Source organism: Nocardia sp. NPDC127526 (assembly GCF_042672265.1).
Taxonomy (GTDB): domain Bacteria; phylum Actinomycetota; class Actinomycetes; order Mycobacteriales; family Mycobacteriaceae; genus Nocardia.
On record NZ_JBHXVO010000031.1, the window covers coordinates 65,813 to 85,319 of the forward strand.

Annotated in this window: 24 protein-coding genes and 1 riboswitch; of the genes, 13 read left to right on the forward strand and 11 right to left on the reverse strand. The window is 68.5% G+C overall.

What is annotated here, in order from left to right; translation table 11 throughout:
* Positions 1–324 precede the first annotated feature (324 nt).
* The 3 genes from ACFVIV_RS32905 (at position 325) to ACFVIV_RS32915 (ending at position 3,175) form a co-directional block, all read left to right on the forward strand.
* Positions 325–522, forward strand: coding sequence for a hypothetical protein (locus tag ACFVIV_RS32905; protein ID WP_084530084.1), 198 nt, complete (start codon positions 325–327; stop codon positions 520–522).
* Between the two features lie 350 nt (positions 523–872).
* Positions 873–2,597, forward strand: coding sequence for a DEAD/DEAH box helicase (locus ACFVIV_RS32910; protein WP_379203144.1), 1,725 nt, complete (start codon positions 873–875; stop codon positions 2,595–2,597).
* Complete coding sequence (locus ACFVIV_RS32915) at positions 2,597–3,175, forward strand: hypothetical protein (protein ID WP_379203146.1); 579 nt, start codon at positions 2,597–2,599, stop codon at positions 3,173–3,175. Before ACFVIV_RS32910 ends, ACFVIV_RS32915 begins: the two co-directional genes overlap by 1 nt.
* A 6-nt stretch (positions 3,176–3,181) precedes the next feature.
* On the opposite strand, the gene ACFVIV_RS32920 is transcribed toward ACFVIV_RS32915, so the two are convergent.
* A complete protein-coding gene (locus ACFVIV_RS32920; RefSeq protein ID WP_379203148.1) occupies positions 3,182–3,604 on the reverse strand; it encodes a winged helix-turn-helix transcriptional regulator in 423 nt (140 codons plus the stop codon).
* 91 nt (positions 3,605–3,695) lie between these two features.
* Here ACFVIV_RS32920 and ACFVIV_RS32925 point away from each other — a divergent pair, with 91 nt between their 5' ends.
* Positions 3,696–4,409, forward strand: coding sequence for an SDR family oxidoreductase (locus ACFVIV_RS32925; RefSeq protein ID WP_379203150.1), 714 nt, complete (start codon positions 3,696–3,698; stop codon positions 4,407–4,409).
* 21 nt (positions 4,410–4,430) lie between these two features.
* On the opposite strand, the gene ACFVIV_RS32930 is transcribed toward ACFVIV_RS32925, so the two are convergent.
* Positions 4,431–4,814: a methyltransferase domain-containing protein gene (locus ACFVIV_RS32930; RefSeq protein WP_379203195.1), complete on the reverse strand. Its 384-nt coding sequence runs from the start codon at positions 4,812–4,814 to the stop codon at positions 4,431–4,433.
* A gap of 2 nt (positions 4,815–4,816) precedes the next feature.
* On the opposite strand from ACFVIV_RS32930, the gene ACFVIV_RS32935 reads away from it, so the two are divergent.
* Both ACFVIV_RS32935 and ACFVIV_RS32940 read left to right on the forward strand, forming a co-directional pair.
* Entirely contained in the window at positions 4,817–5,386 is a 570-nt protein-coding gene (locus ACFVIV_RS32935) for a helix-turn-helix domain-containing protein (RefSeq protein ID WP_379203152.1), read from the forward strand.
* A gap of 46 nt (positions 5,387–5,432) precedes the next feature.
* On the forward strand, positions 5,433–5,732 hold the full coding sequence (locus tag ACFVIV_RS32940; protein WP_379203154.1) for a DUF1905 domain-containing protein: 300 nt from the start codon (positions 5,433–5,435) through the stop codon (positions 5,730–5,732).
* Between the two features lie 181 nt (positions 5,733–5,913).
* Here ACFVIV_RS32940 and ACFVIV_RS32945 read toward each other — a convergent pair whose 3' ends face one another.
* Entirely contained in the window at positions 5,914–7,653 is a 1,740-nt protein-coding gene (locus ACFVIV_RS32945; RefSeq protein WP_379203156.1) for a DEAD/DEAH box helicase, read from the reverse strand.
* Between the two features lie 98 nt (positions 7,654–7,751).
* On the opposite strand from ACFVIV_RS32945, the gene ACFVIV_RS32950 reads away from it, so the two are divergent.
* Positions 7,752–8,822, forward strand: a complete 1,071-nt coding sequence (locus tag ACFVIV_RS32950) for a YihY/virulence factor BrkB family protein (protein ID WP_379203158.1) — start codon at positions 7,752–7,754, stop codon at positions 8,820–8,822.
* Between the two features lie 17 nt (positions 8,823–8,839).
* Here ACFVIV_RS32950 and ACFVIV_RS32955 read toward each other — a convergent pair whose 3' ends face one another.
* From ACFVIV_RS32955 to ACFVIV_RS32965, 3 genes are all read right to left on the reverse strand, one after another.
* Positions 8,840–9,232, reverse strand: coding sequence for a glycine cleavage system protein H (locus ACFVIV_RS32955; protein ID WP_379203160.1), 393 nt, complete (start codon positions 9,230–9,232; stop codon positions 8,840–8,842).
* 163 nt (positions 9,233–9,395) lie between these two features.
* A riboswitch (glycine riboswitch) is annotated at positions 9,396–9,486 on the reverse strand.
* A gap of 42 nt (positions 9,487–9,528) precedes the next feature.
* On the reverse strand, positions 9,529–10,731 hold the full coding sequence (locus ACFVIV_RS32960; protein ID WP_379203162.1) for a M14 family zinc carboxypeptidase: 1,203 nt from the start codon (positions 10,729–10,731) through the stop codon (positions 9,529–9,531).
* Positions 10,732–10,733: 2 nt separating this feature from the next.
* On the reverse strand, positions 10,734–11,297 hold the full coding sequence (locus ACFVIV_RS32965) for a peptidoglycan-binding protein (RefSeq protein WP_379203164.1): 564 nt from the start codon (positions 11,295–11,297) through the stop codon (positions 10,734–10,736).
* Positions 11,298–11,473: 176 nt separating this feature from the next.
* On the opposite strand from ACFVIV_RS32965, the gene ACFVIV_RS32970 reads away from it, so the two are divergent.
* Positions 11,474–11,983 carry a flavin reductase family protein gene (locus tag ACFVIV_RS32970; protein WP_379203166.1) on the forward strand — a complete coding sequence of 170 codons (510 nt, stop codon included), beginning with the start codon at positions 11,474–11,476 and terminating at the stop codon, positions 11,981–11,983.
* A gap of 221 nt (positions 11,984–12,204) precedes the next feature.
* Entirely contained in the window at positions 12,205–12,825 is a 621-nt protein-coding gene (locus ACFVIV_RS32975; protein ID WP_379203168.1) for a UdgX family uracil-DNA binding protein, read from the forward strand.
* Here the strand turns inward: ACFVIV_RS32975 and ACFVIV_RS32980 are convergent.
* Positions 12,774–13,361: a GNAT family N-acetyltransferase gene (locus ACFVIV_RS32980; RefSeq protein ID WP_379203170.1), complete on the reverse strand. Its 588-nt coding sequence runs from the start codon at positions 13,359–13,361 to the stop codon at positions 12,774–12,776. The two genes, ACFVIV_RS32975 and ACFVIV_RS32980, sit on opposite strands and share 52 nt — an antisense overlap.
* Positions 13,362–13,483: 122 nt before the next feature.
* On the opposite strand from ACFVIV_RS32980, the gene ACFVIV_RS32985 reads away from it, so the two are divergent.
* On the forward strand, positions 13,484–14,209 hold the full coding sequence (locus tag ACFVIV_RS32985; protein ID WP_379203172.1) for a haloacid dehalogenase type II: 726 nt from the start codon (positions 13,484–13,486) through the stop codon (positions 14,207–14,209).
* A 33-nt stretch (positions 14,210–14,242) separates the two neighbouring features.
* Here ACFVIV_RS32985 and ACFVIV_RS32990 read toward each other — a convergent pair whose 3' ends face one another.
* From ACFVIV_RS32990 to ACFVIV_RS33000, 3 genes are read right to left on the reverse strand one after another with little or no spacing between them, the layout of a single operon-like run.
* On the reverse strand, positions 14,243–15,130 hold the full coding sequence (locus ACFVIV_RS32990) for an LLM class flavin-dependent oxidoreductase (RefSeq protein ID WP_379203174.1): 888 nt from the start codon (positions 15,128–15,130) through the stop codon (positions 14,243–14,245).
* A gap of 32 nt (positions 15,131–15,162) precedes the next feature.
* Positions 15,163–15,540, reverse strand: coding sequence for a hypothetical protein (locus tag ACFVIV_RS32995; protein ID WP_379203176.1), 378 nt, complete (start codon positions 15,538–15,540; stop codon positions 15,163–15,165).
* Positions 15,541–15,577: 37 nt separating this feature from the next.
* Positions 15,578–15,820, reverse strand: coding sequence for a DUF3039 domain-containing protein (locus ACFVIV_RS33000; RefSeq protein ID WP_379203178.1), 243 nt, complete (start codon positions 15,818–15,820; stop codon positions 15,578–15,580).
* Positions 15,821–15,898: 78 nt separating this feature from the next.
* Between ACFVIV_RS33000 and ACFVIV_RS33005 the strand changes: the two genes are divergently transcribed.
* Positions 15,899–16,336, forward strand: a complete 438-nt coding sequence (locus tag ACFVIV_RS33005; protein WP_379203180.1) for a DUF3099 domain-containing protein — start codon at positions 15,899–15,901, stop codon at positions 16,334–16,336.
* Here the strand turns inward: ACFVIV_RS33005 and ACFVIV_RS33010 are convergent.
* Positions 16,307–17,650, reverse strand: coding sequence for an MFS transporter (locus tag ACFVIV_RS33010; protein WP_379203182.1), 1,344 nt, complete (start codon positions 17,648–17,650; stop codon positions 16,307–16,309). The two genes, ACFVIV_RS33005 and ACFVIV_RS33010, sit on opposite strands and share 30 nt — an antisense overlap.
* A gap of 92 nt (positions 17,651–17,742) precedes the next feature.
* Here ACFVIV_RS33010 and ACFVIV_RS33015 point away from each other — a divergent pair, with 92 nt between their 5' ends.
* Both ACFVIV_RS33015 and ACFVIV_RS33020 read left to right on the forward strand, forming a co-directional pair.
* Positions 17,743–18,747: a GlxA family transcriptional regulator gene (locus tag ACFVIV_RS33015; protein ID WP_379203184.1), complete on the forward strand. Its 1,005-nt coding sequence runs from the start codon at positions 17,743–17,745 to the stop codon at positions 18,745–18,747.
* A 54-nt stretch (positions 18,748–18,801) separates the two neighbouring features.
* Positions 18,802–19,507 (forward strand): VOC family protein (locus ACFVIV_RS33020; protein WP_379203186.1); only part of this gene is annotated, 706 nt, incomplete at its 3' end.

The following is a 19,507-nucleotide window of genomic DNA, read 5'->3' on the forward strand; positions in this document are numbered from 1 at the left end:
GGTTACGCAATCGGAGTGTGGGTGTCGGGGTGCGCGGGTAGTCTCCCGGTAGACAACTCGATCAGCGTGTTCGGCGGAGAGCCCGGTGGGCTTCACGGCGTTTTTCCCTTGCCGCCCGGGCCTGTTCGCTTTCAGCGAAACCCCAGGTCGTGTTAGGCAAAACACACGGGAAACTCCTCGGGAACAAAGACCTCCCGCCGAACGTCTGACAGAGTAGTCATCAACCACTGCTGGGAAGTAGCGGTAGCGAGGCTCACAGAGTGGACTGTGGGCCCCACACCAGGCAAACGGTGCGCGAGCGCCGGGAGCCAGGACGGAGGAGTCATGCCAGGAACCCTGACAAGCACCCCACTGACCGCGGTCGACCGTTGTGACCGCTGCGGGGCAGGCGCACGCGTGCGTGCGACCCTTCCCGGTGGTGGCGAGTTGCTCTTCTGCCAGCATCACGCCAATGAGCACATGGATCGTCTCCGTGAGCTCGAAGCCGTGATCGACACGGAGTCGGCACCGGCGCTTTCATAGCTCCTCCACCTCGCGGGTGGTGCGCCATCCCGAGGGGTCCGCTCGACAATTGAATCTTCCCAACAGAAAAACCCCGCAGCGGGCGATCGAAAGATCGCCCGCCGCGGTCGTTTCGGGGGGGGAAGTGGCGGCGATCGCGGGATCGCCGCCACAGCCTTTCGGGGCGTCGCGTTTGGCGGGCAGGGGGGAGATGTGCCTTCCCGGTGGGCGACAACATGGGATGGATCACGCGAATTGCCATGTGCACGGTGGGTTGAAAATCGGGTACAACGGTCGTCTGTTGCTACGACCTAGGAGTTCAGCTGCCTGCCGTACACGCCACCTATCTACCCGATCGCCATCAGTTCGCCTTGTGGTCGTGGACCGGGAACGGTTCCGGATCCGCGCCGCGCGGCGTCGGTGAGCTGGAGACGCTGTCGCTGGCCGTGCCGTCCGAGGGGCGGATCGCGGTGGCCGAGGTCGAGTGCGCGCTGGTCGAGCCGGAGCAGTTGGCGGGGCTCGAGCTGGGCGAGACCGGGGCCTCGGTCGGGGCGTGGCGGGCCGCGCTGAGCGGAGAGATCGCCGCGAGCGAGTTGCCGGCCGCGGCGCACGCGGTGCCGAACGCGGCCGGGACGGCCATTGTGGCGGGCGAGCGGGCGCTGCGGGTGCTACAGGACACCGTGGCGGTGAGCGGGGAGCTGCGGGCCGGATTGAAGGCCGAGCTGCGGTCCTATCAGGCGCGGGGAATCACCTGGTTGCGGGAGACGGGGGCGGCGCACGGCGGGGCGGTGCTGGCCGATGAGATGGGGCTGGGCAAGACCGTGCAGGCGATCGGGTATCTGCTGGGGCGGAGCGGGGAGGGGCCGCAGCTGGTGGTTTGTCCGACCTCCCTCGTCGGGAACTGGGCGCACGAGATCGAGCGGTTCGCGCCCGGGCTGCGGCCGGTGACCTGGCGGGGCGGGGACGCGCCGGAGGCGGCGGCGGGGACGATCGTGGTGACCGGGTATCCGACACTGCGGGGGCACGGCGGGGCGCTGGCCGGGCAGCGGTGGGCCAGTGTGGTTTTCGATGAGGCGCAGGTGCTGAAGAATCCGCGCACGCAGGTGGCGAAGGCGGCGCGGGCGATTACCGCGGATGTGCGGATCGCGCTCACGGGGACGCCGGTGGAGAACCATCTCGACGAGCTGTGGGCGCTGCTGAATCTGACCGTGCCGCAGGCGTTCACGCACAAGGCGCAGTTCCGGCGGCGGTTCGTGAAGCCGATTCACGAGGGGTCCGCGGCGGCGGTGATCCGGTTGCGGGACGCGCTGGAGCCGGTGGTGCTGGCGCGCCGCAAGGCGGATGTGGCGTCGACGCTGCCGCCGAAGATCCACAGCGATCTGATCTGCGATCTCACCGCCGAGCAGGAGCGGCTCTACGACGAGCTGCTGGCGCGGGCGGAGGAGGCGGGCTTCGGATCCGGTGCACAGCGCAATGCCCGGGTGCTGGCGGTGCTCACCGAGTTGAAGCAGGTCTGCAATCATCCGGGCCTGGTCACCGGTGATCTCGACGAATTGTCCGGGCGCTCCGGGAAATTCGATGTGTGCACCGATATTCTCGCCAACAATCTCGACACCGGGTCGCCCACTTTGGTGTTCACCCAGTACCGCCGCACCGGTGAGCTGCTGGTGCGGCAGTGCGCAGAGCGGTTCGGGGTGACGGCGCCGTTCTTCCACGGCGGGCTGAAGCAGTCCGAGCGCTCGGAGTTGGTGCGGAGCTTCCAATCCCCGGATGGCCCACCGATTCTGGTGCTGAGCCTGAAGGCGGCGGGCACCGGCCTGACCCTGACCCGCGCCGCCGACGTCGTGCACTTCGACCGCTGGTGGAATCCCGCCGTGGAAGCGCAGGCTTCCGATCGCGCCCACCGCATCGGGCAGACGCGCACGGTCACCGTCACCACCCTCACCTCGGGCACCACCATCGAGGAGCACATCGCCGGGATGCACGACCGCAAGTCGGCGCTCACCGACCTGACCGACACCAGCGGTATCGCGGCCCTGGCCCGCCTCGACGACGACCGCCTGCTCGACCTGCTGCGCCGAAAGCGAGGCAACTGATGCCCGACAACGAATTCGGCTACACCACATGGGGTATGGACTGGGTGCGGCTGGCCGAGCCGCTGCAGGTCAGCAAGCCCGAGCCGATGCTTCCCCGCGCTCGCAGCATCGCCCGCAACAATCTCGTGCAGACCGAGATCACCGGCGCCACGGTGCGGGCCACCATTCATCGCGGTTCGGAAGCCTCGGTGACCTACTTCGAGGTGGCGCCGCTCCCGGCTGCCGCGGTGCGCGCGATCGCGGAGCTGGTGCCGGGCGATGCGGTCACGCTCACCGATGAGCATCGTGCGGCGATCGCCGCCGCCGGAATCACGGTGTCGCCCAAGCTGTCCGCCATCGACTGCTCCTGTCGCGCCCGCAATGAGCGCTGCCTGCACATGCTCGCCACCTGCTACGCGGTGGCCAGGGCCGTCGACGAGAACCCCTGGCTCGCTTTGGATCTCCAGGGATATGGGCGGATCCTCCGGGGTGGCGGCGAGCCAGCCGACGACGAGACAGCGGCCGATGCCCCGGCGGCGCGCTGGACACCGATCGACACCCTGGATCCCGCAACCTTTTTCGAGGTCCCGGTCGCCTAGCCGGGCCTAGCGCACCTGCCGCAGGCTGGTCGGCCGCACCGGCTCGCGGCAGTGCGCGCACACCGTCACGGGTTCGAGGACAGCACCGCAGTCATGCTCGAAGACCAGCGGCGGCGCACCCTCGGTGACATAGCGGTCGCCCCAGTTCATGAGGTTGAGCAGCACCCAGTGCAGCGCCTGCCCGGATTCGCTGAGCACGTACTCGTAGCGCGGCGGATGTTCCTGATACGGCTTCCGCTCCAGCAACCCGACCTCCTCGAGCTTGCGCAAGCGCGTGGTGAGGATGTCGCGGCTCGCCCCGGTATTGCGGGCGATCTGGTCGAATCGATTGACCCCCAGCATGATCTCGCGCACCGCGAGCAGGCTCCAGCGCTCGCCGACGACCTCGAGCGCATTGGCGATCGAGCACGCGCGGGCTTCGGACGGCACCGCCACCTCCTCGTTCAAGGTAAGTCTGGATTTCCAACTTACCTCATGTCATAGTGAGTTGGACTTTCCAACTCACTAAGGAGTGCATGTCATGAGCGAATCCGGCGTCAAGATCGACGGCAGCACCGTCTTCGTCACGGGCGCGAACCGCGGTCTCGGGCGGGCCGTCGCGCGCGCCCTGACGGAGCGCGGCGCGGCGACCGTCTATGCGGGAGTCCGCGATCCGAGCAGTGTCACGGACCCGGATCTGATTCCGGTGCAACTGGATACGACCGATCCGGCGGCGGTGGCGGCCGCGGCCGCGCGGTGCGGCGACACCACGCTGCTCATCAACAATGCAGGCATCAGCCGGCCGGGCAGCATTACCGCCGCGACCACCCTCGACACCGCGCGCGACGAGATGGAAACCAACTACTTCGGCACCCTGCGCATGAGCCAGGCGTTCGCGCCCATCCTCGCCGCGAACGGCGGCGGTGCGCTGGTGAACGTGCTGTCGGTGCTGGCGTGGGCCAGCCTGCCGTCGGTTCCGGCCTACTGCGCATCCAAATCCGCCGCCTGGTCCCTCACCAATGGCCTGCGTCTCGCGTTGCGGGAGCAGGGCACGCTGGTGGTCGGCGTGCACGCCTCTTTCATCGACACCGATATGGCGGCCCGGGTCGACGTCCCCAAGAGCTCCCCCGCCGACGTCGCGACGGCCATACTCGACGCCGTCGAGTCCGGCGCGCCCGAAGTGTTCGCCGATGATCTCACGCGCCGCGCGCGAGCCGCGCTCTCCTCGAACACCCTCGGGGTGCCCGTGCGCTGAGGCGCGACGGCTGCGGGTTCGCTACGGCCGTCGCGCGCGGAAGCGGAACATGGTTGCGGCGGTTTCGATTTCGATATCGGTGAAGCCGATGCGAGTGAGCCGCTCGGAGAGCGTCGCGGGCGGCACCGGGACACAGGTGTCGCCCAGGTGGATGAGCCGGAAGAACGGGTTGTCCAACCCGTCGGTGCCCGCGAATACGCCGTCGGGCCGCAATACCCGGAACGCCTCGGCGAACAAATCGTCCTGCCGCGCCGGCGAGGGCACATGATGCAGCATGGTGAAGCAGACGACCGAGCTGAATTCCTTGTCCGGCAAGGGCATTGCGGTGCCATCGCCCTCGATGACCCGCAACCGGCCGCCCTGCTCGCGGCGCAGTCTCGTGGCGAGCGCGGCATCGATCTCCAGGCATGTGGATCCCCGGCGGCATTCGGCACCGCACCGGCACCTACGAAGGCGCGATCATGCGCGGGATCTACCTGGATCCGGCGCGCACCCCGCTCGCCTTCGAACAGCCGACCATGCTCCGGGTGAGCCGCCTGCTGCACGATCTCTTCGACCATCTGACCGCCGACACCACCACCCCCGCCCAGCGTGAGCGCGCCGAAGCCGTCATCTTCGACCTCATCACCCCCGTCGAAGTCGTCCCGCTCGGCGCACGGCTGCCCGAAGACGCGCGCGCCCGCCAGGTCGCCCGGATTCTGCTCGCCGATCCCGCCGACCCCCGCACCCTCACCGAACTCGCCGCAGCGGCGGCCACGAGTCCCCGCACCCTGGCCCGCGTCTTCCTGGCCGAGACCGGAATCACCTTCGGCCACTGGCGAACCCAGATCCGCCTGGCGGCCTCCCTGCCCCTGCTGGCCGCCAACCTGCCCCTGGCCCGGATAGCCGAACGAGTCGGTTATGCCACGCCCAGCGCCTTCGTGGCCGCCTTCCACCGCGAGGTGGGCATCTCCCCCGGCCGCTACTTCACCCGCTGACCCGGCCGCCGCGAACCTGTCACACCCCAGGGCTACCGTGACCGGTATGGCTCCATCGGACTACGCGTTCACCGCCACCCTCTGGGAGTGGGAAGGCCCCGCGGCGTGGCATTTCGTCAGCCTGCCCGAGCCGATGGCCGATGAGATCGAGGAGCTACACGGGCACCGCGCGGCCGGTTTCGGCTCGATCCGGGTGAAGGTGACCGTGGGCGGCAGCCGCTGGTCGACCTCCCTGTTCCCCGATACCAAACGCGGCACCTACATCCTGCCGATGAAGAAGCCGGTGCGGATGGCCGAGGGCCTCGAGGCGGGCGATTCGGTGCGGGTCGAACTCGAGATCGCCTGACGCCCACCCAGCCGTTGCCCTGCCCGAATTCGAACGCCGCGCCGAGAGAACGCCTCGCCGAAGTCCGCCATGTCATTCCGGCGTGCTCTTGGCCGGAATCCACGAAAACCGTTGATGTGCAGACAGTGTGGATCCCGGCCAAAAAGCGCGCCGGGATGACGGGTCGCGCGATGACGGGGTCCTAGAGCCGGCGGAGCGCGGCGATGCGCTCGGTCAACTGGTCTGCGGTGGCCAGGGCGGTCGGGGGCCCGCCGCATTCGCGGCGCAGTTCGCCGTGGATGACGCCGTGCGGTTTGCCGGTGCGGTGGTGGTGCATGGCCACCAGGGAGTTGAGTTCGCGGCGGAGTTCGGAGAGCCGGTCGGCGGTGGCGGCGCGCTCGGCCGCGGCGGCGACGCTGGGGCCGTCGGGTCTGGGGGCTTCGGCGAGGGCCGTGCGCTCCTGGAGCTGGCGGGTTTGGCGGTCGCGCAGCAGGGCGCGCATCTGGTCGGCGTCGAGCAGACCGGGAATGCCTAGGTAGTCGGCTTCCTCGTCGCTGCCGGAGAAGGTGGCGGTGCCGAAGGAGTCGCCGTCGTAGATGACCTGGTCCAGTTCGGCGTCGGCGGCCAGAGCGATGAACTTCTTCTCCTCCTCGCCGGGCTCGTCCTTCTGACGATTGGCGTCGATGAGCAGTTCGTCGTCGAGATCGCTCTTCTCGCGATGCGGCTTGCCGATGACGTGATCGCGCTGGAGTTCCAGCTGGGCGGCCAGGTCGAGCAGGACCGGGACCGAGGGCAGGAAGACGCTGGCGGTCTCGCCGCTCTTGCGGGCGCGCACGAAGCGGCCGATGGCCTGGGCGAAGTAGAGCGGGGTGGAGGCGCTGGTGGCGTAGACGCCGACGGCCAGGCGGGGGACGTCGACGCCCTCGGACACCATGCGGACGGCGACCATCCACGGATCGGTGTTGTTGGAGAACTCGCCGATGCGGTCGGAGGAGTCGGGATCGTCGGAGAGGATGACGGCCGGTTTGGTTCCCGAGATGTGTTCCAGCAGTTCGGCGTAGTCGCGGGCCTTGTCCTGGTCGGTGGCGATGACCAGGCCGCCGGCGTCGGGCATGCCGGTGGCGCGCAGCTGGCGCAGACGGGTGTCGGCGGCTTGCAGGACCTTCGACATCCAGTCGCCGGCCGGATCGAGGGCGGTGCGCCAGGCGCGCGCGGTCTGCTCGGCATTGAGCGGTTCGCCGAGGCGGGCGGAGTACTCCTCGCCCGCGCTGTCTCTCCAGTGGGCTTCACCGGAGTAGGCGAGGAAGACCACGGGCCGCACGACGCCGTCGGCGAGGGCTTCGGAGTAGCCGTAGGTGTGGTCCGCGCGGGACTTCTCGAATCCGGATTCGTCGACCTCGTAGGTGATGAACGGGATCTTGGAGTCGTCGCTGCGGAACGGCGTACCGGTCAGGTGCAGCCGCCGGGTCGCATCGCCGAAGGCCTCCTCGACCGCCTCACCCCAGCTCTTGGCGTCGCCGGCGTGATGGATCTCGTCCATGATGACCAGCGTGCGCCGGTTCTCGGTGCGCACCCGATGCTTGAACGGGTGCGAGGCGATCTGGGCATAGGTCACCACCACACCGTGGTAATCCGACGACGTCGACCCGGTGGAGTTGGAGAAGTTGGAGTCGAGCTGGATGCCGATCCGCGCCGCCGAGGCCGCCCACTGATGCTTGAGATGCTCGGTCGGCGCGACCACGGTCACCTGGTCGACGGTGCGGTCGGTGAGCAGTTCGGCGGCCACCCGCAGCGCGAAAGTCGTCTTACCGGCACCCGGAGTCGCGACAGCGAGGAAGTCGCGTGGCTTGCTTGTCAGATACTTGGTGAGAGCCCTGCGCTGCCAAGCACGTAATGAACCGCCACCACCCGAAGTCACTCGGTAGAGAGTAGCGATTCCCACCGACAGTCCACCAATCCGACACAGCCCCTTCGAGTGCCGCACGACACATCGCGGGTCCTGTGCCATTCGAACCGCTGGTAGGCGATGCTGTAGCCACCATGAACGCGCACGATGATCCCGGGCAACACGCCGACGTCCCCGCGCCGGGCGGGCCGAGCGTGCGCGCCGCCACACGCCTGGGCCGGGTCCGGCAGCTCGTCGTCCACGTGGCCGTGAAGGCCTGGGACGATTCCATCTTCGCCAAATCCGCCGCCGCGGCCTTCTGGCAGACGCTGTCGCTGGCGCCGCTGCTGCTCGGCCTGCTCGGCAGCCTCGGCTATGTCGGGCACTGGTTCGGCCCGGACACCGTCGACATCGTGAACTCCAAGATCATCAGCTTCAGCCGGAAGCTGTTCAGCCCCAGCGTGGTCGACGATCTGGTCGCCCCCACCGTCTCCGACGTCCTGCAACGCGGCCACGGCGGCGTGGTCTCCGTCGGCTTCGTGCTCTCGCTGTGGGCGGGTTCCTCGGCCATGGCCACCTTCGTGGACGCCATTACCGCCGCGCACGGCCAATCCGACGCCCGCCATCCGGTCTGGCAGCGCATCTTCGCCCTGCTGCTGTACGCGGGCTTCCTGATCGCCTCGGTGCTGATCCTGCCGCTGGTGGCGCTGGGCCCGTCGATGATCGGCCGGGTGCTGCCCTCGGGCTGGAAGGAACCCGGCCTGCGCCTCATCGACGGCTTCTACTACCCCGGCGTCGGCTTCCTGCTGATCATCGCCCTGACCACGCTCTACAAGCTGGCCCTGCATCGCACCCTGCCCTGGCATCGGCTCTTCGGCGGCGCGCTGGTGGCCGGCGTGTTCTTCATGGCCGCCAGCGAGGGCCTGCGCCGCTACCTGTCCTGGATCACGAAGACCGGCATCAGCTACGGCGCGCTCGCGACCCCGATCGCCTTCCTGCTGTTCACCTTCTTCCTCGGCTTCGCGGTCATTCTCGGCGCCGAATTCAATGCCAGCGTGCAGGAATTCTGGCCCGCCCGCTCCGCGCACCTGCTGCCGATCCGGGCCTGGCTGACCCGCCTGCTGCACCGCAGGACGACCACGCCGAAGGATCCGGACGACACGCCCACTCCCCCGGCGGTCGAACCGGTCGCCAAGAAACCTCGCTCCCTGCCGATCGTCCCGTAGTCCCGGCGGCGAATGGCCTACTGGCTCGTCTTCTCCGCGTACTGCGCGGCGGTGAGCAGTTCGCTGGTGCCGGTCGGCAGGACGGCGAACAGCCAGCCCGCGCCGTAGGGGTCGGAGCCGACCAGGGCCGGGTCGTCGAGGGCGGCGGTGTTGATCAGGGTGACTCGGCCGCTGGCCGGGGAGTAGATCTCGGAGACCGCCTTGGTGGATTCGACTTCGCCGCAGGGCGATCCCGCCTCCACGGTGGAGCCGACCGCGGGCAGGTCGATGTGGACGAGATCGCCGAGGGCCTCCACGGCCACGGTGGTGATGCCGACGCGGACCGGCGCGTCCGGCATGGGCGCGCCCGGCGCGAGCATGACCCATTCGTGCTCGGCGGTGTAGCTGCGGTCGTAGGGGAAGGCGTTCATGGAGGACTCCGGAATCGCTGGGCCGGTATCGGCCGGACGGGACGGTGGCCCTCCCCGCTCTGTCCTGAAACCTGAGAGTCTTCAGCCGCAGCGCGAAATACGCGGCGGCACTACACCTTCGGTATGGCTCACCGGCCGGGCCGGGTCCATTCTCCAGAGTTGCCTGGGCGCGGCGGTACTGGTGCCTGAGAGATTCCCGGGGAGGAATTTGCTCCTTCGGCGCCTCCTCGGGGAGGCTCTCCCGCCGTGCGTCATCGGCTTATTCGATTGTGCTGCCGTGACACTACCGCGTCCGGTCAGATCGCCGAAAGCAAACCGAACAGCGCCGCGTGCACCTCGCGTTCCACCTTCGGGAACTGCTTGACGAAGTCGGGCCAGAATCCGCCGTCGTCGTCGGTGGGATCGCTCGGGATGCCGCCGCGCTCCAGCCCGCATTCGAGGGTGTAGGCGTGGATATTCGGCAGCAGCGGGTTCGTGAACTGCGTGCTGAAGGTGAAGTCGTCGAATGCTCCGGTCGTGGGGTACAGACCGACGGACTGCTTCGGGATGTAGGTGGAGCGGCGCTTCGCATTCGGGTTGGGCCCCGCCGAGGTGAGGATCTCGAGCGCCATCGAATCGGCCAGCAGCCGAAGGCGTTCGTGCAGGCGTCCGCGCGGGTCCAGGACGTTGTCCGGAACGAATTCCGCGTAGGCGGTGCCGAGCAGTCCGTCGCGTCCGCCCGCGGGATTGAGGGGCGTGCGGTCGAACAGGGGATTCAGGAACGACTTTCCCGGCTCGTTCGACTGATCGGTCTCCATCCCCCACGGGAAAAGGATTGTCCTGCCGGACATGTGAACATCGACGAGATACTGAATGCGTTCGTTCGCGACGAGCGCCGCCAGATTCCGGGTCTCGGGTTCGCTCGCCGGTGACGGCCCGCGGAACACATCGGAGCAAGGATTCTTGGACACGTTGGCCGTCGGCGCGGCGGCCGCGCTGAAGTAGGTGTCGGCGTCCCAGGTGATGGCGAAGTTCCGGTTGAGGTCGACGCCCGGGCACGGGTCGGGTCTGCGGTTCTTGCGCCACATCTTGTGCAGCTGGGCGGCGCCGCGCATGCTGAAGTCCCGGCCGTCGGGATTGGCGCACGGCACGACGAAGACGTCGAATTTGTCCGCGATCGCCTGCACGCGCGCGGCCGACACCGTGTAGCCCTCGTAGACGACGCCGTCGGCATCGGTGAAGGGCGCATAGGTGATGGCCGTATTGGTCGTCGCGGCGGCGAGCAGCCGGGTGCAGAACCCGAGCAGGGCGTCGGGCGGGGCCCATTCCCGGGCGTGCACGCCGCCGGTGAACAGCACCGGAATGCGGTCGGGCGCACTGGCGTTCGCGATCTTCAGGCCGACGATGGACTTGTTGTCGTGCGTGGGGATCGGGAGCGTGAACTTGGTGGCGTGCGAGGAGAATCCCGCCGCCAGTGCCGTCACGGTGGCGTCGATGGCACTCGAAGTCTGGTAGCCCATGTCTACAGCGCTCCTTCGATCTGGCCGGAGACGGTGTCCCAGCGCTGTTTCAGCACGGCGGTATCGCACAGGACAGCGACCTCGAAGCCGTTGCCGCTCAACATGTTCACGTCCTGGGCCGAGCCGTAGGCGAGGACGCTGTGCCGACCATCGGATTCCGCGGTCGCGGTGGCCCGCACCAGCGACAGGCCACCCATGCCGGTGAGCTCCCGCATGGCGGTCTCCGTCCCGGTGATCCGCATGGCGCACAAGGCCGGTGGCTGCTCGTGCTCGGCCGCGATGGCATCGAGCCGGAGCACGGTTTGCGGTCCGACGTCCGCGATCACCTGGTCCGGGGGCACCCCGATCACCTCGATCTTGAACCGCCGCACGGCGCCCGCGGTTTCGCTCCCGTACTCGCCGTCGGCGCCCGCGACCGGCAGGCTGCCCGGCTCCCAGATGAGCAGGGCGAGCTGCACCTTGCGCACCGCCGGATCGAATTGGTTGCGGACCGTGGAAATACGATCCGTATCGTTCGCGATGGCCGCGAGCAGCGGATCATCGCGGAACAGCTCGGATTCGAACATGTCGATCACCTCCACCCGAATGATCGGCCGATCCGGCAGCCGGCGGCACGAGTAGTCAGCTACTTGTTTGCCGGCACGGTTTTCGCTGGTCCCCGCCGTGGCGGCCGCGCCGGCTCGAGTACGCTGAGCGCACCAGTCCACGACCCCGTGTCCGCTCGAACCGGAAGAAGCCGGCGATGCCCGCACACAGCGCCCACACGGTGAACGAGGCGTTCGACGCGGTTGTCGCGCGAGCCGATGATTCGATGTGGATCGTCACCACGTCGGCCGAGGGTCACCGGGCCGGGTGTCTGGTCGGTTTCGCGGCGCAGGTGAGCATCAACCCGCGGCGGTTTCTCGCCTGCCTGTCGAAAAGCAATCACACCTTTCGCATCGCGGCGCGGGCCGAGCATCTGGCGGTGCATCTCGTCTCCGCCGAGACCATCGCGCTCGCCCAGGTCTTCGGCGCCGAAACCGGCTCCGAAATGGATAAATTCGAGCATTGCGAGTGGCGGGAAGGGCCGCATGCGCTCCCGATCCTGGTGACGGCCGCGGGCTGGTTCACCGGCGAGATCCTGCAGCGCCACGATTTCGGCGACCATGTCGGCTTCCTGCTCGCGCCCACCGCGGCCCAGGCGCCGGAATCCGCGGTGCGCCCGCTCCGCTATGAGGCGATCGCGGATCTTCGTCCGGGTCATCAAGCCTGACGCCCACTCCTCGCGCGGTCAGGGGCAGTTCCCCACCGGCAATCCGGCCGGCGGCGTGTATTCGGCCCGGAACCGGGCACACCGAATCCGCAGCCCCTGTCCCACCGAGCGGCGAGGAGTGCCCGTGACCCGATTCGGATACACACAAATGACCGGGCAGAGCGGTCCGCCGCAGGACGTGGCCGACGCGATCGCGCGCTTGCCGCTGTGGGTGATTCCTGATGGCTGAGGCAGGCGCGGCGCAATACGTTCCCCCCGACGCGGATCTGGGCAAATTGCGGGAGGCGTCCCGCGACTGCCACGGGTGCGATCTCTATCGCCATGCGACACAGACGATCTTCGGCGAAGGACCCGCGAGCGCCGAGATCGTCATGGTCGGTGAGCAACCCGGCGATCGGGAGGACCGCGAGGGGCACCCCTTCGTCGGGCCCGCCGGCGGACTGCTGGATCGCGCGCTGGCCGAGGCCGGAATCGACCGTGAGCGTGTGTATCTCACCAATACGGTCAAGCACTTCAAGTTCGAGGAACGCGGAAAGCGGCGCATTCACAAGCAACCCGGCCGCACCGAGATCGTGGCCTGCGCGCCGTGGTTCGAAGCCGAACTGCGGGCCGTCCAGCCGCGGCTGATCGTGTGCCTGGGCAGCGTCGCCGCGAAAGCGATCCTCGGATCATCCTTCCGGGTCACGGCCCACCGCGGGCAACTCGTCGACGCACCCGACCCGCCCGGGCACGCCGTGATCGCGACCGTGCACCCGGCGTCGGTGTTGCGCGCCACCGACCGCGCCGCCGCCTACGCCGAGTTCGTCGCCGACCTGAAGAAGGTCCGCGCGGCGCTCACCTGAGGCTGGACAAGTGGCCGGTGCATGAAACGCGCCTGCGATTCGAGCCCGGAATGGCTGGTCTCGGAGTTGCCGAACATCGGGATGTCGACGAATCCCATGGACAGATACAGCGATTGGGCCTCGATCATGAAAGTCGCGGTCTCCAAGCGCGCGGTCCGGAACCCGAGGGCGGCGGCATCGCACACGAGCCGGTCGAGCAGGGCGCGGGCAATGCCGGCGCCCCGAGCCGCCGGGCGGACATACATCCGCTTGATCTCCGCGACGGCCGAATCGATCGGTTCGAGCGCGCCCAGCCCGACCGCATCGCCGCCCGTGAGGGCGACCAACAGGCGCCCCCGCGGGCCCAGCAGTTCCGGCAGCTTGTCCCGGAACAGGATACGGTGGCGTGCGACCACGGCCGCACGGTCTTCGGAGACCGCACCGCGCTCGGCCAGCTCATCGACGCACCACCACACGTATTCGTCCACCAATGGCGCGATCACCGCGTAGGCGTCCTCGACCGGTTCGGACAGCGCCACGATCACCACGTCGCTCATTCCCACCCTCCTGCCGCGCTGCGCCGTCCACTCCTTGTCGACAGCGTCCTGAAAGGGCTATAACGGGTTGGCGGGCAACAGCGTTCGATGCATGCGGGGAACCGTCCGAATGGAGTCGGCAGATGCCAGGTTTCGATCCGACCGGAATTCGTGTCGTGCTGTGCGACATCTTCGGCACCACGGTGGACTGGTACACCGGGGTCAGTACGCAAACCGCCGAGATCGGGCGAGAGGCCGGTGTGTCGCTGGACGGCGGCGCGTTCGCCTCGGCCTGGCGGGATCTCTATCTGCCCGCCATGCGGCGAGTCGATACCGGTGAGCGGGCGTGGGCCTATCTCGACACCCTGCACCGCGAATCACTCGAGGAACTGATCGGAACCCGGGGCTGGGCACAAGAATTCGATGAGGAAGCCCGCCGCCGGATGGTCCGCAGCTGGCATCGGCTCCCTGCCTGGAAGGACGCCGCCGACGGCTTGCAACGGCTCCGCGGGAAGTACACGGTGGCGGCGCTGTCCAACGGCGGGTTCGCCCTGCTGACGGCCTTGATCAAGGCCGAGTCGCTGCCTTTCGACTGCATCCTGTCCGCCGAGCTGGCGCGCGCCTACAAGCCCGCCGCGGCCGCGTACCTGAAGGCGACCGAGTTGCTCGACGTGGAGGCGTCGGAAGCGCTGATGGTGGCCTGCCACGGCTGGGATATCGACGGCGCTCGCACAGCGGGTCTCCGCACCGCATTCCTGGAGCGGCCCCTGGAAAAGGGGCCGCACACACCGGCCGACCGCAGCGCCGAGGTGACCAGCGACCTGTCCGTCACCAGCTTCACCGAACTGGCCGAGACTCTCGGCTGCTGACGGCGGCCGGTCGGCGCGGAGACCGCCGGAAGGTCAGGCGAGCAGGGCGCGGGTGGCGGGAACGACGTCGCCGATCCAGCGGCGGAGCTGGGTGTCGTCGGCGGACTCCGGCCAGTACACGAAGGTGTCGAAGCCGGTCTCCGTGGCGAAATCGGCCAAGATGCGGGCCCAGCCCGCGGCATCGGTGCGAATCGGTTCCTCACCGCGCAGGGTGACCGGCCCCGGCGTCTCGGTGATCGTCCCGACGAGCTGCGCCATCCGGGTGATATCGGCCGGCTTGCGACCCGCGTCGATCGCGGCCGCGGAGATGATGTCCTGCGTCGCTTGCCATTTCTCGTACGGCAGGTAGTGCGGAATGGGCGCGGCCCACCCGTCGGCGATGCGCCCGGTGAGCGCATTGGCCTTCGGACCGACGCTCCCGAACCAGATTCCCACCGGATGGGCGGGCGCGGGCCCGGACTGCACACCCTTCACGGTGTAGTGCGTACCTTCGACTTTCACCTTGGTCCCCGGATGCCACATGGCGCGAATGACCGCGGTGGCCTCCTCCAGCGCCTGCAACGCTTCAGGATTCGACCGCACCGGCCCGCCCATGGCACCGATAGCGGGCCAGAAAGCCCCCGCCCCCAAAGCGAGCTCGAACCGCCCACCACTGAGCAGATCCAAGGTCGCAGCCTGCTTCCCGAGCATCGCGGGCCCCCGCAACGGCAGGCTCGCCACATCCGGAAACACCCGCAGCCGTTCGGTTTCCGTCAACACCGTGGCAATCACCGCGAAGGTGTCGGCCAGTCCCCCGGAGTACGGGTGGTCCTGAATCCCGAGCAGGTCCAGCCCTTCCCGGTCCGCCACCTTCGCCATCGCACGCAGCTGCGGCAGCTCGGACGCCGTCGGCGCCAACTGAATACCGAATTGTAGATTCACACCGCGATCATGCCAGCCGCGTCAGCGCACCGTCATCTGCGAACCAGCGGCACCCGGGGACGGCGACGGCGGCCGGGAACCGGCGGGCGCGAGACCCGGGAGCGGCCGTAGCGCAGCAGTTCCATCAGCAGGTCCTCCGCGGCGCGGAATCGCGTGAGGTCGACCCGGAGCCGCCATACGAGGTCCGGATCGCCGGGTTCGAGCACCGTCGTGCGCACCGGCAGCACGTAGGCCGCGATGCCCGCGTCGACGAGGGCGAAAAGCACTCGGTAGACCTGGGATTCGGGCAGGTCCGCGAGGACGCCCCAGGTGCGGGCGTGCAGGCCGTTGGTCAGTCCGCGGGCGGGGACCCAGTGTGTGGCGGCACGTGAGGCCGACCAGGGATCGGGGACTTCACGTGCCGCGGTCATCGCGCCCAATCATTCGACGAGGTATCGATGGGACCGGTCAGTCCTTCTTCATCATCTCGTAGATGCGCTTGCATTCCGGGCAGACCGGGGAGCCGGGCTTGGGGGATTTGGTCACCGGGAAGACTTCGCCGCAGAGGGCAACGACGTGGGTGCCCATGACGGCGCTCTCGGCGATCTTGTTCTTCTTCACGTAGTGGAAGAACTTGGGGGTGTCGTTGTCGGTCGACTCGTCGGTGGTCGTATCCGGGCGTACCAGGGTGTCTGCGCTCACCTGATCCATGATGCCAGGATGCCCGGGGCGGGAGCACGCAACCACCGGCATGTGACTTCGACAGGCTGTAGTGGAAGACTCGGGGGTATGCAGCGCGACGGCGATTCCGAGGCCGAGGTTGGCGGCGGTGATCGCCCCGAAGTCGAATTTCACCCAGCCGGTTCGATACCGAACCCGCCGCGCAGGTCAGAGGGGTATTTTCCGGGGGAGAAGGATCATCCGGCGCTGATCACCGAGGCCGCGCCCTCACTGGAGCAGCAGCATCGGGCCCGGGTGCGGCGGTACACGATCCTCATGGCGTTCCGGATTCCGTGCCTGGTGCTGGCGGCGGTGGCCTACAGCGTGTGGGAGAACTGGGTGATCTCGCTGCTGATCATCGGCATCTCGGTGCCGCTGCCGTGGATCGCAGTGCTGATCGCCAATGACCGGCCGCCCCGCAGCAAGGACGAGCCCAGCCGCTGGGACGGCCGGCGCGAGGACCAGACCGCTATCGAATCACGCCCGCATCGCGCCATCGACGGCTGACGGAGCCGCGGCGGGCAGGCGGCGGATGGCGATCGACATGAGCGCCGCCAGGCCACACAAAGCGCCCGCGATGTAGAAGGCCAGGCTGTAGCTGCCCTGCAGGTCGCGGATCACGCCCGCGCCCGCCGCGGCAATGGCCGCGCCGATCTGGTGCGAGGCGAACACCCAGCCGAAGGCCACCGGACCGTCCTCGCCGAAATGCTCGCGGCACAGCGCGACCGTCGGCGGCACGGTGGCGATCCAGTCCAGGCCGTAGAAGATGATGAACGCCCACATGCTCGGCTCCACACCGGGCGCGAACAGGGCGGGCAGGGCCAGCAGCGAGAGCCCGCGCAGCGCGTAGTAGCCCAGCAGCAGGTACCGGGAGTCGACGCGGTCGGTGAGCCAGCCCGAGGCGATGGTGCCGGCCACATCGAAGACGCCGACGAGGGCGAGCAGCCCGGCCGCGGTGGTGGCGGGCATGCCGTGATCGTGGGCGGCGCTCACGAAATGAGTGCCGATGAGGCCGTTGGTGGACATGCCGCAGATTGCGAAACCGCCTGCCAGCAGCCAGAACACCGGTTTGCGGGCCACCGTGAACAGCACCGTCAACGCACGCGACGCACCACCGGTGACGGTCACCCGCACACCGACCCGGCTGCCCGGCTCCGCGCCGTAGGCGGTCTCGCCGATATCGCTCGGATAGTCGCGGATGAAGAACCACACCAGCGGCACCACCGCCAGCGAGATGCCCGCCACCAGCAAGGACGGCAACTGCCAGCCGTGATCGTGGGCGAGCGCCGCGATCAGGGGCAGGAAGATCAGCTGCCCGGTCGCGCCCGCCGCGGTGAGCACACCCGTGACGAGACCACGCTGCTCGACGAACCACCGCCCGGAAATGGTGGCCACGAACGGCATGGACATCGAGCCCACGCCGACGCCGACCAGCACGCCCCACAGCATCACCAATTGCCAGGCCTGGGTCATGAACACCGTCAGCCCGCTGCCCGCCGCGACCAGCACCAGCGCGCCCGCCACCACCCGGCGAATGCCGAAGCGATCCATGAGCGCCGCCGCGAACGGCGAGATCAGGCCGTAGAGCAGCACATTCACCGAGACCGCCGCACCGATCGTGCCGTGCGACCAGCCGAATTCCGCGTGCAGCGGATCCATGAGGACGCTGGGCACCGAGCGGAAGGCGGCCGCGCCGATGAGCGTCACGAAGCCGACCGCCGCCACGATCCAGGCCGGATGCAGTCGCCGCTGATTTCGGGTGGGCAATCGTGTTCCGCCGCCCGGTGATTGCGTGGCGGGATCGTTCCGAAGTTCAGTCACCGCACGAGCGTCCCGGAAATCGCGGTCGCGAACGAGTGGCCTGAATGCCACAATGCGTAAAGATCGCGCCAATCCCGTTCAAGGAGCACACCGTGCCGAAACCCCATCTGGTGGCCGTTCTCGCGCTGGAACCGACCGTCGGATTCGATATGACCATCCCGACGACGGTGCTCGGCTCGGCTCGCGACGAGGCCGGGAACCCGCTCTACGACGTGCACGTCTGCGGCGTGAACACCGACAGGATCGCCTCCACCACCGGCTATTTCATCGTTCCCGAATTCGGCCCGGAGCTGCTGGCGCGCGCCGATACGGTGATCGTGCCCGGCACCCGCATCCACGGACCGCGCGTCGAGGGCGAGCTGCCCTCGGAGCTGGCCGTGGCGCTGGGCGCCATCCGCCCGGAGGCCCGCATCGTCTCCATCTGCACCGGGGCGTTCGTGCTCGGTGCGGCCGGGCTCCTCGATGATCGGCGCGCCACCACGCACTGGCGCTTCGCCGATCTGTTCCGCTCGATGTATCCGCGGGTCCGGCTCGATGAGAACCTGCTGTTCGTCCAGGACGGAAACGTCTGGAGCTCCGCGGGTCTGGCCGCGGGAATCGACTTGTGCCTGCACCTCATTCGCACCGATCACGGCGCGGCGGTGGCCAATGACGTGGCCCGCTACTGCGTGGTGCCGCCGTGGCGGGAGGGCGGGCAGTCGCAGTACATCGAACGGCATATACCCGAGGCCGACGGCGGCACCGCGTCCACCCGGCTGTGGGCGCTGCGACATCTGGACCGCGACCTGGATCTGAATTCCCTTGCCGCCCACGCCTGTATGAGCGTGCGCAGCTTCACCCGGCACTTCAAGGCCGAGACCGGCATGGCCCCGGGCGCCTGGGTGCTGCAACAGCGGCTGCGGCATGCCCGGCACCTGCTGGAGACCACGGCGCTGCCGGTGGACGAGGTGGCCCGCGCGGCCGGGCTGGGCACCGCCGCCTCGCTGCGCCACCACATGCGCGGCGAGCTGGGCGTGTCACCGCTGGCCTACCGCAAGACGTTTCGCTCCGGCCCGGCCCGGGCAATCGCGAACACGGACCTCGCGCTGCGGGACTAGCGTCGGCGGTGCAGACCACAAGTAATGAGCAGACAACGAGTGATGGGAGGCAGCATGACGATTCGCTGGATCTGGGCGTTCCTCGACCGTCCGGCAGCGCAATTCGACGAATGCGCGGAGTTCTGGTCCGCGGTCACCGGCTCGACGGTGTCGCCGCGGCGCGGAGCGAACTCCGAATTCGTCACGCTGCTACCGGAATCCGGTACGCCGACGGTGAAGATGCAAGCCATCGAGGGCGGGCCGCGGGTGCACCTCGACCTCGATGTGGACGATATTCCGGCCGACACCGAGCGGGCCGTCGCCCTGGGCGCGACGCTCATGCTCGAGCATCCGGACTATGTGGTGCTGAAATCCCCGCACGGCATGACCTTCTGCCTCACCCCGGCCGACCGGGGCGGCGGCGAGCTCACGCCGACGGTGACCGGGCCGGAGGGTGATCGCAGCCGACTCGATCAGGTGACCCTGGATATCGGCGCCGCCGACTACGAGGACGAGATGCGGTTCTGGCAGGAGCTGACCGGCTGGAATCTCACGGCGGCCACGCTGCCGGAATTCACCCGGCTGCGGGCCGATCCGCCGCTACCGATCAACCTGCTGTTGCAGCGGCTCGACGAGACGCGGCCGACCTCGGCGCATGTGGACCTGGCCTGCACCGACAGGCATGCCACCGCCGCCTGGCACGAGAAGCTGGGCGCACACCGGCTGGGCGAGGGCAGCCATTGGATCGTCATGACGGATCCGGCCGGTCAGGCGTATTGCC

Excerpts from the sequence above, each read along its gene's own strand:
- ACFVIV_RS32985 (WP_379203172.1), top strand. The coding sequence starts at position 13,484 with ATGCCAGGTTTCGATCCGACCGGAATTCGTGTCGTGCTGTGCGACATC.
- ACFVIV_RS32935 (WP_379203152.1), top strand. The coding sequence starts at position 4,817 with ATGTGGATCCCCGGCGGCATTCGGCACCGCACCGGCACCTACGAAGGC.
- ACFVIV_RS32975 (WP_379203168.1), top strand. The coding sequence starts at position 12,205 with ATGGCTGAGGCAGGCGCGGCGCAATACGTTCCCCCCGACGCGGATCTG.
- ACFVIV_RS32905 (WP_084530084.1), top strand. The coding sequence starts at position 325 with ATGCCAGGAACCCTGACAAGCACCCCACTGACCGCGGTCGACCGTTGT.
- ACFVIV_RS32980 (WP_379203170.1), bottom strand. The coding sequence starts at position 13,361 with ATGAGCGACGTGGTGATCGTGGCGCTGTCCGAACCGGTCGAGGACGCC.
- ACFVIV_RS32950 (WP_379203158.1), top strand. The coding sequence starts at position 7,752 with ATGAACGCGCACGATGATCCCGGGCAACACGCCGACGTCCCCGCGCCG.
- ACFVIV_RS33000 (WP_379203178.1), bottom strand. The coding sequence starts at position 15,820 with ATGGATCAGGTGAGCGCAGACACCCTGGTACGCCCGGATACGACCACC.
- ACFVIV_RS32925 (WP_379203150.1), top strand. The coding sequence starts at position 3,696 with ATGAGCGAATCCGGCGTCAAGATCGACGGCAGCACCGTCTTCGTCACG.
- ACFVIV_RS32970 (WP_379203166.1), top strand. The coding sequence starts at position 11,474 with ATGCCCGCACACAGCGCCCACACGGTGAACGAGGCGTTCGACGCGGTT.
- ACFVIV_RS32940 (WP_379203154.1), top strand. The coding sequence starts at position 5,433 with ATGGCTCCATCGGACTACGCGTTCACCGCCACCCTCTGGGAGTGGGAA.
- ACFVIV_RS32955 (WP_379203160.1), bottom strand. The coding sequence starts at position 9,232 with ATGAACGCCTTCCCCTACGACCGCAGCTACACCGCCGAGCACGAATGG.
- ACFVIV_RS32960 (WP_379203162.1), bottom strand. The coding sequence starts at position 10,731 with ATGGGCTACCAGACTTCGAGTGCCATCGACGCCACCGTGACGGCACTG.
- ACFVIV_RS32995 (WP_379203176.1), bottom strand. The coding sequence starts at position 15,540 with ATGACCGCGGCACGTGAAGTCCCCGATCCCTGGTCGGCCTCACGTGCC.
- ACFVIV_RS32965 (WP_379203164.1), bottom strand. The coding sequence starts at position 11,297 with ATGTTCGAATCCGAGCTGTTCCGCGATGATCCGCTGCTCGCGGCCATC.
- ACFVIV_RS33005 (WP_379203180.1), top strand. The coding sequence starts at position 15,899 with ATGCAGCGCGACGGCGATTCCGAGGCCGAGGTTGGCGGCGGTGATCGC.
- ACFVIV_RS32915 (WP_379203146.1), top strand. The coding sequence starts at position 2,597 with ATGCCCGACAACGAATTCGGCTACACCACATGGGGTATGGACTGGGTG.